This is a genomic window from uncultured Cyclobacterium sp., from assembly GCF_963976465.1.
Lineage (GTDB): Bacteria > Bacteroidota > Bacteroidia > Cytophagales > Cyclobacteriaceae > Cyclobacterium.
In genome coordinates, this window is the sequence record NZ_CAXBOC010000061.1 from 1 (window position 1) to 15,960 (window position 15,960).

The following is a 15,960-nucleotide window of genomic DNA, read 5'->3' on the forward strand; positions in this document are numbered from 1 at the left end:
GCATGGATCTTGGGAAACCAGAAAGAATTACAGCCCATGGACTTTGAAAAAGATTATATAATAAGGAATTAAAATGAGAAAAATATAAGCTTAAAATTTTCCTACAAAGTGAAGTTATGAAGAAAACTGTCAGACAATAACCAATTATTGAATAATTTTGAAAATGGCTGTCAATAAAAGCCCTTAAGCAAACTAAAAAAAATAAGCGTCAATGTTTTTTTATATCTCACAATTATTTAGTTTTTTGATAATGCCTTTTAATATTTGCTTAATGCTCATTCTTATAGGCTTTGTTTTTAAACAAAAATCTTGGGGTAAAACCCTATTACCTACCGGGATAATATTGCTTCTATTCTTTTCCAATGGCTATTTAGCCAATTGGGCGATATATAAATGGGAACCCCAACCCAAAGCGCTTTCTTCTTTGCCAAGCTATGAACTGGGCATAGTCCTGACCGGAGTCACCAACCTTAATATGCTCCCAAAAGACCGGACCTATTTTACAAGGGGAGCCGACAGAGCCACCCATACCGTACAACTGTATAAAATGGGGAAAATAAAGAAAATATTGATTTCGGGAGGTTTGGGCTATGATCCGGTTCACCCTCTATCAGAAGCAGAATCCTTAAGGGATTTCATGATCTGGGCAGGAGTGAAAGAATCGGACATTATTACAGAAACAAAAGCAGTAAATACAAGGGAAAACGCTTTATTTAGTGAGGAAATCATTAGATCAAATAAAATCCGACTGGAGCCCACAGATAAGATGCTCTTGATTACCTCCGCTTTTCACATGAAAAGAGCCAAAGCCTGTTTTTTAAAGGTTGGATTAAACCCCGATACTTTCCCTGTAGATTTTTATGGAAAAGTACCGAGGCTGAATTTTAAATCAATCGTTCAACCTGATGTAGGCTCACTGGTAGCTTGGCATAAACTAACCAAAGAATGGGTGGGATTAGCTGTTTACTCCCTTGTAGGGTATATTTAAAAAATGCTGGTTATTCACTTAACTTACCAAGTGGATGCCTTTAACTTAGGCATGGCTCTAACAATGTCACTAACGCTTATCTGACCTATTAACTTTCCGTCTTTTACCACAGGGAATCTTCTAATCTTCATGGTTAAAAACCGATCTGCTGCATCAAATATTGAAATTTCCGGTGGCAAGGTATAAACCTCTTTAGTCATATGCTCCGCTACCGATGCAGGAAACTTAGGCGTATTGGTGTATTGACCTTTAATGATTTCTTTAAGACAATCTCCTTCGGAAATCATACCTACAAGTCCACCATTATCATCCACTACCGGCGCCCCTGAAATTCTCTTTCTTGTAAGCACCGTTATGACATGATCTATGGTATCCTCTGCTCTAAAGGTGATCAAATTTGTGGTCATGAAATCCTTGACTAAAATAGGTTGATCACTAATTTTTGGTGGGGCTTGTCTTACCCCCTGAAAACTTTTTACCATCTTTATAGGGTTTATTGTGAGGGAATAATATATTAAATTTACCTCATAAAAACAAACTTTGACGCCAAAAAAATTAAAACTATAAAATAAAAATAAGGTCAATCAAAAGTAAAACGACGATTCAATTAACCTTTTTATAATGTTATCCACCAAAAAACAATTGTTATTTTAGATTATGATCTATAACGATAAGCTCACCGTACTCCACTTTAAACCCAGAAGAACAATAAAAATCTTACAACTTTTTCAGATAAACCACCAGCTCCTCCACCAATTGGGGAGCTACAGTCAACACCATCCCTTCCGTCTCCTCCATTTGAGAGAGTCTTAAATGGTCATTGACACCCTCCATAGCTGAGGGCCTGAATTGCTTACAGGAAGCATGTATTTCTTTAAGTAATCCTGTCATATTTAAATCAGCTATGTCCTGAAGCATTAAACCTCCACCGGGCAAAATTACAACCCTATCTCTGGCTTGCATTAACAAATCTAAAATTAAAGGCATCCCTTCCATCACACTGTTTTCTCCTCCGGATGTCAATATTCTAGAAAACCCCAACTGGATGATCTCTTCTAAGGCACCTTTCTTGTCTTCCAGCACATCAAAAGCCCTATGAAAGGTACAAGGCTTGCCTTCAGCGGCTTGGATCAATTGCAAGCAAGCCGCTTGGTTTACCTTTCCGGATTTATTCAAAATACCGAAAACAAATCCATCAGCTCCTTGTGACAAAAAAGATTTAACGTCTTCTTTCATGACCGTTATTTCCAACTCAGAATACACAAAATCACCTCCTCTTGGTCTGATCATAACAAAAATGGGGACATTAACCTTACTCTTTAACACCTTTAACAATCCCAGGCTTGGGGTAGTCCCCCCTTCTCCAAAATCAGCACATAGCTCAAGTCTGTCTACGCCATTTTCCACGGCAAGTAAAGCTGCTTCCAACGTATATACGGGAGACTCTAATAAAATATTCTTCATGCTTAGGTTCCTAATTATTTAAACCAACTTTTTGAATCAATCATGGCTTGTTCGGAGGCATGGTGCCGAGCAAAATTAAACCCGGGTCTAATAGCGTAAGCACCGAAATCATCTTCTTTATTCAAGGCGAGAAAACCAATCTGGGTATTGTCTATATCTTTACACTTACTGACTGCTCTTTTCACTGCTTCTTCACATGCCTCTTGTGGGGTTCTGCCCTGTCGCATCAATTCTACAATTAAAAACGAACCACAAATGCGAATAACTTCTTCTCCCAGCCCAGTGGCTGTGGCAGCTCCAACCTCTTCAACTACAAACAAACCAGCTCATATAATAGGACTATCACCTACTCTGCCATGCATCTTGTACCCCAGACCACTTGTGGTACAGGACCCTGCCAGCTTGCCGGAGGCATCCATACCAATCATTCCTATGGTATCATGATTTTCAACATTAATTATGGGTTTGTATTGGGCATTTTTTTTCCAATTTTGGTAGGCTTTTTCTGCACCGGCACTTAACTCCTCTTTTTCAATAGGCATTCCTTCCTGTATAGCAAATTGTCGTGCACCTTCACCGACCAACATGACATGAGGTGTTTTTTCCATAACCAGGCGAGCTAAAGTGATGGGGTGTTTCACTTGCCTTACAAAAGCAACTGAGCCACATGATCCGTCTCCTTTCATTATAGAGGCATCCAAGGTAACGATGCCTTCCCTGTCAGGAATTCCGTTTAGACCTACTGAAAGCACATTTTTGGCTATTTCCGTAACTTTAACTCCTTCTTCTACCGCATCCAATGCGTCACCATTGGTGGATAAAATACTCCAAGCTTTGTCGTTGGCTGCCATCCCATGATTCCAAGTGGACAATACTTGAGCACTCTTCTTATTATTGTTATTTATTTTTGCGGTATCAGCAATTGCTTTTACCTGATTTGCAAAAGGACTAATAACCAATGAAGAAAGTAATGCTTTATGAAGAAATTCCCGTCTGCTTTTCATAGATTTTTTTTATTTCTTACTTATTTTTGAAAAAGTTTTGAAACAAACATGATTATTTTTTTTGAAAAATTGACAGGTAAAAGGCATTTATTTTAAAATAAATTAATCCACGAAACCTATCCATTATGGCATTTTCAAGCTTTTTCCCCTTTATTTTGTTGGGTACAGGCGAATAAATATTAAGTGAAATTAACCATTGCTTATTAGAAAATGTAGATTTTTTTATTTAAGTTGCCTTAATTAAATAAAATTTTTATTATTTTGCATCAAAGTTTATCCTATGAATTTAATAGACCCGAAGATTGTCCTGGATAAGAAGGAAGGTGTAGTTGAAATTAAGAACTATATCAACAAATTAAAGATAGTAAAAGAGCTGTATACACTAGGCAATAATACTGCCAGTAATATCTGCCAATTGGTAGGCATAAGTCTACCCACCGTAAATCTTTTACTGACAGACTTATTAGAAGAGAAAATTATAATCAAGGAAGGCCGAGGGCAGTCCCAGGGAGGGAGAAAACCTGATCTTTACGGTCTTGCACCTGATTCATTTTATATATTGGGTATAGACTTGAATAGGTTTGGTGCAAAGGCAGCCATCTACAATACCAAAAATGAAAAGGTAAGTGATATAAAATCCATTAAACTGTCTCTTAATAATGAACTAGAAACCTTGGATGCAATTTATGATTTTTCAATGAAAATCATCCATTCATCCGAAATTCCAGAGGAGAAGGTAATAGCGGTAGGAATTAGTATGCCCGGATTAGTCGACAGTGTTTCGGGTGTAAATCACACCTACCTAAAATCGGGCAAAAAGAACTTGAAAGATCAGTTGGAGGAAAAATTTTCCCGGAAAGTATTCATAGAAAATGACGCAAGAGCAAAAACTCTTGCTGAGTTTAAATTTGCCAACAAAGGTTCCAATAAAAATGTGATGGGAATTTTTGTTGATTGGGGAATAGGGCTTGGAATTATCATAGACGAAAAACTTTATCGGGGATACTCAGGATTTGCTGGTGAATTCAGTCATTCTCCCTTGTTTGATGCCAAAGAAATAAGTTGCACCTGTGGCAAAAGGGGCTGCTTAGAAGCAGTTGCTTCCGGTGGGGCAGTAGTTCGGTTGGCTAAGGAAGCCATATTACTGGACAAAGACTCGATTCTGGCAAAGTTAAGTAATGGTAAGGAAGAGAATCTAGAACCTTCCACTGTTGTAGAAGCAGCGATTGCCGGGGATCAAAGGGCCATCAGTATTTTATCTGATGTGGGGCTTGATTTAGGCCGCGGTATTGCCATATTAATACAGTTGCTCAACCCTGAGTTGATCATATTAGGAGGGGCAATAGCAGAGGCCAAGCAGTACATTACTACACCTATTCAACAAGCCTTAAATATTTATAGTATGGCCAAGTTAAGAGAAAAAACTTCAATTGAGCTTTCTCAATTAGGTATGGAGGTAGGGCTCAGAGGAGCTATTGCCATAGTTAATGAGCATATATTTGAGGACACTATTAATTCACAATAAATTAAAACAAAATAGATACAAGCATATGTTAGCGAATTATCCACTTTCCAAGACCGAAGAGGCCTTCTTTAAAGATTCAGATGTAGAGAAGATCACTACCAAAATACCCTATCTTACGGTTGATAATTTCCCAAAATTGGGACTCCTTACTGCCTGCAGATTTTTGGAATGGGCCTCTACTAACCCTGAAGGGGTCATCAGTCTTCCAACAGGAAAAACTCCGGAATACTTTATCAAGTGGACCAAGTTTCTTCTTGAAAACTGGGAAGAGAAGAAAGGCCTGGAAATAAGAAAAAAATACGGTTTAATTGACTGCAAAAAGCCGGTATTAAATGGCTTACACTTTGTGCAGATTGATGAGTTTTACCCTATTTCTCCAGAACAAAACAATAGCTTTCACCATTATGTAAATAAGTTTTATATTGAGGGCTTTGGTCTGGATCCAAAAAAAGCATTACTAATCAATTCGGATGAAATAACACTTGCTGAAGGCAAAAGTTACAAGGAAATATTTCCGGATTCTAAAGTAGACTTATCATTACGTTTCAGAGAATACAAAACTCCTTTGGAAAAACTTCAACAAGAATCTATCTACTTGATTGACCAGTGGTGTGGGAAATATGAAGCTAAAATCCGTGAAAAAGGAGGAATCGGATTCTTTTTAGGAGGGATTGGCCCGGATGGTCATATTGCCTTCAACACCCGTGGTTCGGATATCTTTTCTACTACCAGACTTACAGAGACCAACTTTGAAACTCAAGCCGTAGCAGCAGGTGATTTAGGTGGGATAGAAATATCTGCAAACCGTTTGGTTATTACTATTGGTTTGGACACCATAGTTCATAATCCTGATGCTGTAGCCATTATCATCGCAGCAGGGGAAGCCAAAGCGGGCATAGTGAAGGAATCTTTGGAACAATCCATGACCAATATTTATCCGGCAACTGTATTGCAGAAACTAAAGAATGGAAGGTTCTATATTACAAAAGGTGCCGGTTCAAAATTAACAGATAGTACTGACCAATACTATTTTAAAGGGGAATGGACGGATACAAAAACGGAACGTTCAGTATTGGAACTTTGCAAGAAACTTCAAAAATATGGTCATAGAATCACTCTTGAAGATTTAAAAGAAGACAAATACACCAGTCTGATACCTGACTTGAACGAGCATACGGTAAAAAATGTAATCAAAAGCATTAGTGAGAAAATAGATAGGGGGATGAAGGAAGAGAAGAATGAAGTATTTCTCCACACCGGTCCTCACCATGATGATATTTCACTAGGCATTTTACCTCAGATCACCAAGCAATTGCATGAGATCAGCAATGATGCTCATTTTGCTGTCTTGACCTCAGGTTTCACCGCTGTGACCAACACTTTTGTTATAGAAACCTTAAGAAGCACCAAAAGATTTTTGGACAACGGTAGGATTCAAATGGTTAACTTTGAGGATTTTTATACCTCAGGCTATAAATTAAAGATGGACAAAGATGTGTACCATTACTTAACCAATGTAGCCTCAGATAATGCCGAAGAAAGACTAAGAGGCCTATGCCACCGGTTGGTAAGGGCAATAGTTTTCACCTTTGGTATCAAATCTACTCAAGAACTAAGAGAACAAATTAACGAGATCATAACAGTCCTTAAAAACTCTTATGATGGAGAGAAGAACCCTAAAAACATACAGACCTTAAAAGGAATGATTAGGGAGTTTGAGGAAGAACTTGTATGGGCTCATTTTGGCGTTCAGGTAAAAAATGTCCACCACCTAAGATTAGGCTTCTACACAGGGGATATCTTTACCGAGCAGCCGGACAAGAAACGGGATGTTGAACCTATTTTGAATATGCTTAGAGAAATTAAGCCTACTAAACTTAGTTTAACATTAGACCCTGAAGGCAGTGGCCCAGATACGCATTATAAAGTATTACAAGCAACTGCTGAAGCTGTAAGGCAGTGGAGCTTAGAAGAAGACTTAAGTGATTTCAAAATCATTGGATACAGGAATGTCTGGTTTAAATTTGATGCTGCAGAATCTAACGTTATTGTACCTGTTTCTTTAGGAGACATATCGGTCATGGAAGATTCCTTCTCAAATTGCTATTTGAGTCAGGTAAATGCCTCATTCCCAAGTTATGCACACAATGGTAAATTCAGTACCCTAGCAAAAAACACCTGGGTAGACCAATTAAGTGATGTGCAACTTCTCCTTGGTAAAAACTATTTCTACCAACATCAATCTGCGAAAGTTAGATCCAGCCATGGCCTGATATTTTTCAGGGAAATGGATGTTGAAGACTTCTTGGTTGAAGCTAGAGAATTAGAAAAATCAACCGAAGGTATGCTTTAATACACTTCGTTAATTTAATCAAATTCGTCTGTGAAAAATTTTCATGGACGAATTTGATACTCAATATCGAAAAGATTGACACAATGTCTTTGAGCCATTGGAGATCAATTAGAAGGTTAATATTAATGGTAATCAGGTATATCCTGAAATTTTGGGAGTAAAATGAAAGTAAACAATATGGTGCTAGGTTTGGACATCGGGGGTACTAAAATTAGTTCAGGATTATTTAGAAATGGAAGCTTGACAGATAGCAGGGAAATAAAAACTCCTGCGAAGTCCCCAAAAGACGAAATCCTAGAAACCATTTCCCAACAAGTCGAAGCCTATAGACATTTTAATTTTAAGGCCATAGGGATAGGGATTCCAGGTTTGGTCGACCCAACTAATGGTATTATTTATAACTTGGCAAATATTCCTTCTTTCCATAATGTTAACCTAAAAAAATATTTGGAAGAGAAGTTTGGAGTTCCTGTGGCCATTAACAATGACGCCAATTGTTTTGCCTTGGGAGAGTATAAATTTGGCGCTTCCAATATCCACAAACATGTTATCGGCATCACCTTAGGCACAGGTATCGGTACAGGGATAATAGCCAATGGTCATTTGTATACGGGCAAACTTTGTGGAGCAGGCGAATGGGGAGCGATACCTTATTTGGATGGAACCTTTGAAGACTATTGTGGCAGTAAGTTTTTCAAAGAAAAACACCATATTAGTGCTAAAAAATTAGCAAAAAAAGCCAGTGAAGGTGATCAAGAAGCCATCAGGATATTTTATGATTTTGGAAAACATATTGGGGCACTTATTTACAGACTGTTGTTAACTTTTGCACCTGAAGCCATAGTGCTTGGTGGTTCAATAAGAAAAGCCTTCCCTTATTTTGAAAAAGGAATGCAAGAAATAATTGATGCTTTCCCCTACCTACCTATCTCGGAAAATTTAAAAGTTTACGTTTCTGGTTCAAATGATTCAGCCATACTTGGCGCTATCTCTTTGGTAGAAGAAAATAAATACCTGGTAAATATGCAGAATAATGTAAATGCTAGCAACCCAATTGCTTAAGGATTTTTATAACCTGAATGTAGCTAAAATAATATTTTCTGTTTACGTTTAATAAGCATTCATATCCCTCCCTATCGGAGGGATTTTTTTATATTAATTAACAGATACACCTTTTGTCTTAATCTGAATAATCCTCTTTCACATCTTAATCAAACTAAACAAATAATTATCAGTCTGATACATTAGACCTGTAAAAGGCACCATTCCTAAACTTCCCAAATCCTTCCTATAAAATATTTCTGTTCTTAATTTAGATACAAAGATCAAATTGGATATTTGCCTTTAACCATTTTTTAAATATATTTAAAACACAATTTTACCCAATATGTCAAAAAAGCAAAACCCTATAATTCTTTCTTTACTTTTTCTAAGCCTTACCAGCAATTTATTTGCACAAAAAGCCTCTGCTGAGAAGGAAACATTTGTTCGAGACAAGATGATCGAACACCTGTTCTCCATAACAGATATAATGGTTACTGATGTCACTAGCCCTCCGGGAGCGGCCAGGTTTTACAGTTACTCTTCATTGGCCGCCTATTTGGCCTATAACAATAATGGGAATTTAAATGACTTACCAATGGTTAAGCATTTCAATGCGCCGCTGCCTGATTTAGAGCCCGAAATGGCGCTTGAAAAAAATAATATCAGCCTGGCATTTGCCGGTACCTATGCAATGCTGGAGGTGGGTAAAAAGATTATGCCCTCAGGAAAAAAGCTTAGTGCAGCCCAAGAGGATTTGGTTCATCACTATTCAAAAAACAGACTCCTAAAGAAAAGAGAAATCAGACAAGGCATAAACTATGCTGAGAGTATTGCTTCAATAGTATTGGAATACGCCAGAAAAGATGGATACTTGCAATTAAGCACCTTAAAAAGATATAGCCCTACCAAGGGTAAGGGTAAATGGTATCCTACACCTCCTGCTTATTTGGCAGCCATAGATCCGGAATGGAGAACAATCAGACCATTTTTTATCAACAGTGCAGACGCCTTCAGCCCATCCCCTCCTGCAGCTTACTCAGAAAACGAGAATAGCTCATTCTTCAAACAATTAACAGAAATCTATGAAGTCACTTCCAACTTAACAGAGGAGCAGCAATTAATCGCAAACTTTTGGGATTGCAACCCCTTTAATGTGTCTTACAGTGGACACATGGCCATTGGACTAAAGAAAATTTCTCCGGGCGGCCACTGGATGGGGATCACAGGTATTGCCAGCCAAAAAGCAGCACTAGACTTTAAAGAAAGCCTCTATATACACACTCTTGTGGCCTTGGGCCTTCACGATGCTTTCATTAGTTGCTGGGATGAGAAGTATAGAGTGACCGGATACGGCCTCTTACAGCCATCAACAGGCTTATCGATGAGGAATGGCGCCCCATCTTGCAAACGCCTCCTTTTCCGGAATACACCAGTGGACATAGTGTAATCTCTAAAACCTCCGCTGTTCTACTCACCTCCTATTTTGGTGATAATTTCAAGTTTATTGATACCTCAGAGGTTTATTTCGGCTTACCAGAACGTGCATTTGACTCCTTTTTAATTGCATCCAATGAAGCTGCAATTTCAAGATTGTATGGAGGCATTCATTTCAGAGATGCCATAGAAGTAGGCATGAAACAAGGAGAGAATATTGCCCAATATATACTGGAACAAATCAAGACAAATCCAAATCGCCTAAGCAGTGATGTTGGAAAATAAATTATTCCTATTTAGTTTCTGATATTTTAAAATCATTCACTACAAGCTCAAAGCCTTTGCCTTTCGGAGATGCAGCCATAAAACCTATTCGCAATGAAGGTGCAGGTGGGAAATAAGCCTGTCTTAGCAACTGAAAATCCTTACCATCTAAGCTGTAACTGATCTCCACATAATCGTTTCCCCTTATTGCTTTGATATAAAAAGCGGATGGGCTATCATTTAGTGCTACTACAGACCAATCTGAACCATCTCTTGTAACGACTGCACTGGCATTTTGGATGCCATCTACATATTCGATACCGGCTTTGATCCAATTTTCATCATCCAATAAGATCATTAGACCGGCTTGATCATAAAGAGCCGTATAATTCCCGGTAAATTGAACCAGCAACTCAAAGTCTCCGGTTTGATCCGTATGTAAAAAATGACCGGAATTTTTGATAAATCCATAATGGGTTTTTCTCCAAAAATCTGTTTCTGCATCAGTCATCAAAGACAATATACCTTTTTCCTCAGACCATTGCTTTGGAGGATTCATCCAGTTGAAATCACGTCTTTTTATAGTAAGCATAGCTAATGAATTTCTAGTTAATATATAATTTAATGGATTTCTTGTAAATCTCCCTGTGACAATCCGTTAGATTTACATTGAATTAGCTAACATAAAAATTTAGGCGTTTTTCTGAAAATTTACCTCCACACAGTACCAGTGTCAGCCTTCCACTGTTTCAATACCCCTTTACCCTAGGACATCCTCAATGCAAACTTAAATCAGTGAAAGGTTCATTTATCCAAAGCTTTCCTTGATAAAAGTAAAAAAGGAAAACAAGAACAAATACTGCCCATTTTCCTTTTTATATATTATCCTATTTGTAAACCTCCTGGATCATCAAACTGAGAATTATCAATTCACATCGATAACCATCTTCCCTAAAGAAACCACAATCTTCAACAGTCTATCATTGATGCCTTTTCTGGCGTTGGCAAAGGAGTCTTTGTTATAACAATCGGTATAGTCACTTAGATGTAAAAAGAGTTTGCTTCCGCCTTCGGTTAGTTCCACACTGATCTTCAAACCACTGCTATAATCCAGCTGGACAATATCCATCTGCCTTAGTTCCGGCTCACTTTTTCTACCTGTAAGCTTATTAAAGAACAGCTGTTTTTTATAATCGGAAATACTAACCAACTCCTCATGCATGGCGTCTGAAGGAGGCTTTGTCCTGAATCTATCAAATATTTTCTTGTTTTCACCTTCTGAAGTAATATTGAAGGTTTTTTCTCCATACAGTTTATACCTGATTTGAAGGTCAACATGAAAATCAAAAAGGCTCTTTTCCTTGCCTTTCAATTCTTTCACCAATTCTTCAATCATTGAAATTTGAAGTTCAATGTTTTTATTTTTATCAAGATCCAGAATCACGTGATTTCTTTCATCGAAAGCCAAATAGGACTCAATAGGATCTTCTATTTCTAAAATCTTTTCTTTAAGGTCTTCATATCCGGCATGTGATTCTTTATATGCCCCATTATTTTTGGTTACAATTTTATCAATTTGCTGTGAAAGAACAATTCCCTTAATAACCAATTTTGTTTTTTCTTCATCCATGGAAGGAAAAGAGTTTCCGGCAAGAAAGGTATGGGTGAAAATTGCACCTTGCTGGTGGGCATTGAAAACCAAAAACCTTCCCTCCGCATTGGGGTAGCCAATAATGGTTCTGGATAAATCCGAATCAAAACCTATGACATAGTCATAATCCTGTCCTTTTATTTGATCCAAAGCCGGTAACAAAAACTTATAATTAAGGTTTTCTTCAGGGTTTTGTCCAGGAGTATAGAACATGGTTTCAATCTTTGTTTCTGAAACACACTTTAACCCTTTGGCAGTCTCTGGCAGATAAAGTAACCCTTTGGGCGTAATATTTACTTCTACAGGCTGGTCGTTTTCCATTTGTATACTTATTTCAATTTAGTAGGTGATACCTATTATGTATAAACTTTTGATTTGCTAGCCCGGAGGATTACCTTTCATCTCTAAAATCCCAGGCGGAAGGAATAAGTATCAAAATTATGTTTTAATAAACGACAATGCAAGTAAGCACCCTAAGGTTTCTTAAATTATCTTGTAATAACTGGTCTCTCCCCTACTATTTCGAGAATTTTTAAAAAATATCTTCAAATTATACAGAGTTAGGATGTACCTATTTGTTCTAAGCTATTCGGAATTGCCGACAATTCAGATCAAAATAACACCGACTTAATAAATCGTACATATTTAAAACCAAATAATGGAAAAAGCATTTGTAAAAAAGTGCAAACAAAGTCCAAGCAATAACTAAAGGGCCTCTTGCAACAGCCTATCATAAATAGGTAAGCATTCATTTAAAATGGGAAGCAACCGATCCGGGAAAGCAATATTCCTTTGGCGGTAAGGCTGAAAACCTGTAGAAAGATGTACATTTTTATACCAATATTTGGCCCAGACACCGTCTTCGGGGATAGGCCCCTTTGACCAACGAAGCATTTCCTGATCAAATGGAATATCAATAAAATTACACAGTTTACGCAATTGAGCTTCCGGATCCTTTAATACCTTCTTGGCATCTAAAACCACAAATGGAAGGTGCATAGATTTAAAATATTCCAGCAATTTTAATTGTATGGCATATCCTATATCACTCATTTTAGGTTCCTCAATCACCGCTGAGAAGGACAATAACATCTCTTTGGGATCTCGTGTTAGAATGACATTTACTCCAGATTCCATAAATCCCCAGTCAAGCCCTATGAGGTGGTGACTCATGTGCTTATAGAAGGTCACAGGCTTTTTACCCGGTCTCTTCATTTCATCAATTACTTTCTCCCCCTTGATTTCCATGCTCGAAAGGATATCATCGGCCCCGGGATGAAGTGGTTTCGCCGGAGAGCAACTAAGATAATGTGCATACAAAGGTTCATCAACAACGTTTGTATCTTGCCGCTGCGCAAAACTATACATCAAGGCTGTGGAAATATTTCTAGGTCCCGACCATAGAAACACTTTCTTGTCATTCGTATCCGACATAATTATTTTAACTCTTCAACAATCAATCCTTCATAAAATTGGCGCAAATTGGAGGTAACAGGGCCACAACTTCCATTACCGATGGGTTTCCCATCGATTTTAACCACAGGAGTAAGCCCTCCAAAGGTCCCTGTAACAAAAGCCTCATCCGCACCATACACATCAAATAGGGAGAAGTTTTTTTGTAGGCATTTAATCCCATGCTGAGCACAAACCTTAATCACATTACCTCTGGTGATACCATTCATACAGTACTCCCCTGTAGATGTCCAAACTTCTTCCCCTTTCACCATAAAAAAGTTGGTCGCATTACAAGTTGAAACAAAGCCATTGACATCCAACATCAAAGCCTCATCTGCCCCTGCCTCTATTGCCTGGATCAAAGCTTGTACTTCATGGAGTTTGCTATGACAATTTAATCTGGGATCTAGGTAATCCGGGGAACCTCTTCTAATAGTGCTGGTAAAAAGGCTTATTCCTAGGTTTTTACTTTCCTCCGCTGCTGCTTTAAACTCTGCTATAATTACAAGATTAGGTCCGGAAATAGTAAGTCTTGGATCTTGAGAAGGCGTCTTTTTAATTCCTCGGGTAAGCATGACACGGACATGGACATGGTCCCTCATCCCATTTATCTCAAGAGTTCGATGAACATTGGTTATCAACTCCTCTTTGGAGAATGGGATGTCAATCCCTATCACTTTGGCAGATTGCCAAAGCCTATTTAAGTGTTGATCAATAAATATAAGCTTTCCCTGATGCACCCTGAAAGCCTCCCATACGCCATCCCCTACCAAATAGCCGCTGTCAAAAACTGAAATCTTAGCCTCACTTCGATCATGAAACTTTCCATTGATTAAAATCTTGACAGTATCATTTCTGGCATCCTCCACTGCTTGATGTGTACCTTTTACCATAAGTTTTAATTAAATGTAGTACTGTAAGCCAAATAATCTTTCAAAAAAAATCTTAATCTATAGCTAATTTTTCAATGCTATTCAACTCAGGGTTTCCTCCTCTATTCCCACACCCGGCAGCCAAATATACGTTTTCACTTATAGTTACTGCAGGAAATCCATGCCTCCCTCTATTTAATTGATTCAATAATTTCCATCCTTTTTTTGGATGAAAATATTCAACTTCAGCATGTGCTTTTACTTGGGCATCAGACTCTCCTCCAATCACCAAAAAACCTTCTTTATAAGGGATGGTAGTACTTCCTGCTCTTTCAGTTGGTAGGGGATAATTTTCTAGCGTTGTCCATTTTTCAGTAGAAAAATCATACACATCCAATTCCGGATAAGTAAGTTCAAACCCATGTCCTTCTTTCGCAAAAGAACGCCTTCCTCCTACTGCATAAAGCTTGTTGTCAACTACTACAGCTTGAAAATGATCCCTAAGCCTTGGCATGGAAGGTAGTGTTTTCCAAACTCCGGTTTTCGGATCATATTCATCCACATAGTCTCTATTGTCTGCCCAATGTCCATCTTGCGCACCACCTAAGAGGTAAAATTTATCCTTGTAGACCACCAGGCCTGCAGCTCCCCTTCTTCTATCCGCTGGAATCTCGTGACTTTTGGTCCAAGAATCCTGCTCCGGATCATATATATAGACATTTTCTACAGGTTTTTCATGTGGATAACCACCTGTAAAAGCACCAATGACATATATTTTTCCTTTATAACTTACCGCCTGAAAATGATGCATTTCGAGTGGCGTGTTTTTAAGCTTTGTCCAGTTATTATTGGCCGGGTCATAAACCTCTACAGGCTTATCTCCCCTTCCTCCAATTAAATAAAATTTCCCATTTACAGCTGCGCCGGAACATTCATGCCGTTCAGTACAGGTATCTTTAGGCTTTAGTGTTTCCCAGGTTTGCGCTTGAACAAGCGTTCCTAAAAGAGCCAATGCGAATGTAAAAACTAACTTTACCATAATTGATTTTTCTGGTTTGACTAATAATTATCCATTTACAAGTATAATACCTAAAATTACAAATTTTAATGGCCTCATTGACATTCCTTGAAAATAAAACAAGTTAGAAAACTAAACCTAAAGGTGTAAGTAGAATTAAGAGTCCACCTGTTGATGAGTTCCGTACGGGATTTCCATATAGAATTGATATCCGGAAAGTTTTTCGGTTTTAAAAAATTATATCACCTATACCACCTACTAATACCAATCTTATATTTTGTTATAATAAAGGTTAACAGATGTTAATACACCTTAATTGCAAATTTTACCTCATACTTTCGAAGACCCCATTTCTTTAAAACCATGAGGAATATCCCATTCTTTTATTTGACTTCATTACTATTTACTTGGTTTCCGATGCTAGCTGAAACGGATCCAATAGAACCTTTCCTTCTCAAAGGAAGGTTGCTTGATGCCCATACCATGCAACCTATTGATAATGCCCATATATATTGGTCAAAGGCTCAGGCAGTAAGTGACCAAGAGGGGAAATTTTCTATTAGGGTAAAAGAAAAAACTTTGCTTAGCATCACTCATATAGGTTATACCAAGACAAATTATTTGATAAATGATAAAAATGAAAGCCCCATCACTGTTTTTCTTAATCCGGCGGCAGTGGTACTGGATAAAGTAACTGTTGGTGTGTTACCTGATGAACAAACCTTTAAACAACAGATTTTAGCGGCCAAAGCTCCTTTCCACAGGCAAGATCAAATGTTAAATGTAATAGACAATCTATTACGTGCTGAAATCGCTTCAAAACCAGCCACTTCGTTGCTGTTTTCAATTTCACCATAGCGGTGCTATGCTAAAATCTCCAAACAGTCT

Annotated in this window: 14 protein-coding genes and 1 pseudogene; 7 read left to right on the forward strand and 8 right to left on the reverse strand. The window is 37.9% G+C overall.

Going from position 1 to position 15,960, the window contains the following annotated elements:
* The first annotated feature begins 271 nt into the window (after positions 1–271).
* Positions 272–988, forward strand: coding sequence for a YdcF family protein (locus AAC037_RS05385; protein WP_339902018.1), 717 nt, complete (start codon positions 272–274; stop codon positions 986–988).
* Between the two features lie 23 nt (positions 989–1,011).
* Here AAC037_RS05385 and AAC037_RS05390 read toward each other — a convergent pair whose 3' ends face one another.
* The 3 genes and pseudogenes from AAC037_RS05390 to AAC037_RS05400 all read right to left on the reverse strand — a co-directional run bounded on the left by AAC037_RS05390 (position 1,012) and on the right by AAC037_RS05400 (position 3,456).
* On the reverse strand, positions 1,012–1,470 hold the full coding sequence (locus AAC037_RS05390) for a CBS domain-containing protein (protein ID WP_339902019.1): 459 nt from the start codon (positions 1,468–1,470) through the stop codon (positions 1,012–1,014).
* Between the two features lie 235 nt (positions 1,471–1,705).
* The gene (locus AAC037_RS05395) at positions 1,706–2,452 is read right to left on the reverse strand and encodes a copper homeostasis protein CutC (RefSeq protein WP_339902020.1); all 747 of its coding nucleotides are present in this window, start codon (positions 2,450–2,452) and stop codon (positions 1,706–1,708) included.
* 14 nt (positions 2,453–2,466) lie between these two features.
* Positions 2,467–3,456: pseudogene (locus AAC037_RS05400) on the reverse strand (N(4)-(beta-N-acetylglucosaminyl)-L-asparaginase).
* 280 nt (positions 3,457–3,736) lie between these two features.
* Between AAC037_RS05400 and AAC037_RS05405 the strand changes: the two are divergent.
* The 5 genes from AAC037_RS05405 (at position 3,737) to AAC037_RS05425 (ending at position 10,097) form a co-directional block, all read left to right on the forward strand.
* Complete coding sequence (locus tag AAC037_RS05405) at positions 3,737–4,981, forward strand: ROK family protein (protein ID WP_339902021.1); 1,245 nt, start codon at positions 3,737–3,739, stop codon at positions 4,979–4,981.
* A 25-nt stretch (positions 4,982–5,006) separates the two neighbouring features.
* The gene (locus AAC037_RS05410; RefSeq protein WP_339902022.1) at positions 5,007–7,334 is read left to right on the forward strand and encodes a glucosamine-6-phosphate isomerase; all 2,328 of its coding nucleotides are present in this window, start codon (positions 5,007–5,009) and stop codon (positions 7,332–7,334) included.
* Positions 7,335–7,496: 162 nt separating this feature from the next.
* Positions 7,497–8,396: an ROK family protein gene (locus AAC037_RS05415; protein ID WP_339902023.1), complete on the forward strand. Its 900-nt coding sequence runs from the start codon at positions 7,497–7,499 to the stop codon at positions 8,394–8,396.
* A 325-nt stretch (positions 8,397–8,721) separates the two neighbouring features.
* Complete coding sequence (locus AAC037_RS05420; protein ID WP_339902024.1) at positions 8,722–9,825, forward strand: haloperoxidase; 1,104 nt, start codon at positions 8,722–8,724, stop codon at positions 9,823–9,825.
* Positions 9,780–10,097 carry a phosphatase PAP2 family protein gene (locus tag AAC037_RS05425; protein ID WP_339902025.1) on the forward strand — a complete coding sequence of 106 codons (318 nt, stop codon included), beginning with the start codon at positions 9,780–9,782 and terminating at the stop codon, positions 10,095–10,097. Before AAC037_RS05420 ends, AAC037_RS05425 begins: the two co-directional genes overlap by 46 nt.
* A gap of 7 nt (positions 10,098–10,104) precedes the next feature.
* Here AAC037_RS05425 and AAC037_RS05430 read toward each other — a convergent pair whose 3' ends face one another.
* From AAC037_RS05430 to AAC037_RS05450, 5 genes are all read right to left on the reverse strand, one after another.
* Positions 10,105–10,668 (reverse strand): DUF1349 domain-containing protein, encoded by a 564-nt coding sequence (locus AAC037_RS05430; RefSeq protein ID WP_339902026.1) that lies wholly within the window; start codon positions 10,666–10,668, stop codon positions 10,105–10,107.
* Between the two features lie 333 nt (positions 10,669–11,001).
* Positions 11,002–12,048 carry a hypothetical protein gene (locus tag AAC037_RS05435; protein WP_339902027.1) on the reverse strand — a complete coding sequence of 349 codons (1,047 nt, stop codon included), beginning with the start codon at positions 12,046–12,048 and terminating at the stop codon, positions 11,002–11,004.
* 384 nt (positions 12,049–12,432) lie between these two features.
* A complete protein-coding gene (locus AAC037_RS05440) occupies positions 12,433–13,161 on the reverse strand; it encodes a sulfotransferase family protein (protein WP_339902028.1) in 729 nt (242 codons plus the stop codon).
* Positions 13,162–13,163: 2 nt separating this feature from the next.
* Positions 13,164–14,075 carry an aminotransferase class IV gene (locus AAC037_RS05445; RefSeq protein WP_339902029.1) on the reverse strand — a complete coding sequence of 304 codons (912 nt, stop codon included), beginning with the start codon at positions 14,073–14,075 and terminating at the stop codon, positions 13,164–13,166.
* A 52-nt stretch (positions 14,076–14,127) separates the two neighbouring features.
* Positions 14,128–15,093 carry a galactose oxidase gene (locus tag AAC037_RS05450; protein ID WP_339902030.1) on the reverse strand — a complete coding sequence of 322 codons (966 nt, stop codon included), beginning with the start codon at positions 15,091–15,093 and terminating at the stop codon, positions 14,128–14,130.
* 342 nt (positions 15,094–15,435) lie between these two features.
* On the opposite strand from AAC037_RS05450, the gene AAC037_RS05455 reads away from it, so the two are divergent.
* Positions 15,436–15,930, forward strand: a complete 495-nt coding sequence (locus tag AAC037_RS05455; protein WP_339902031.1) for a carboxypeptidase-like regulatory domain-containing protein — start codon at positions 15,436–15,438, stop codon at positions 15,928–15,930.
* Positions 15,931–15,960 lie beyond the last annotated feature (30 nt).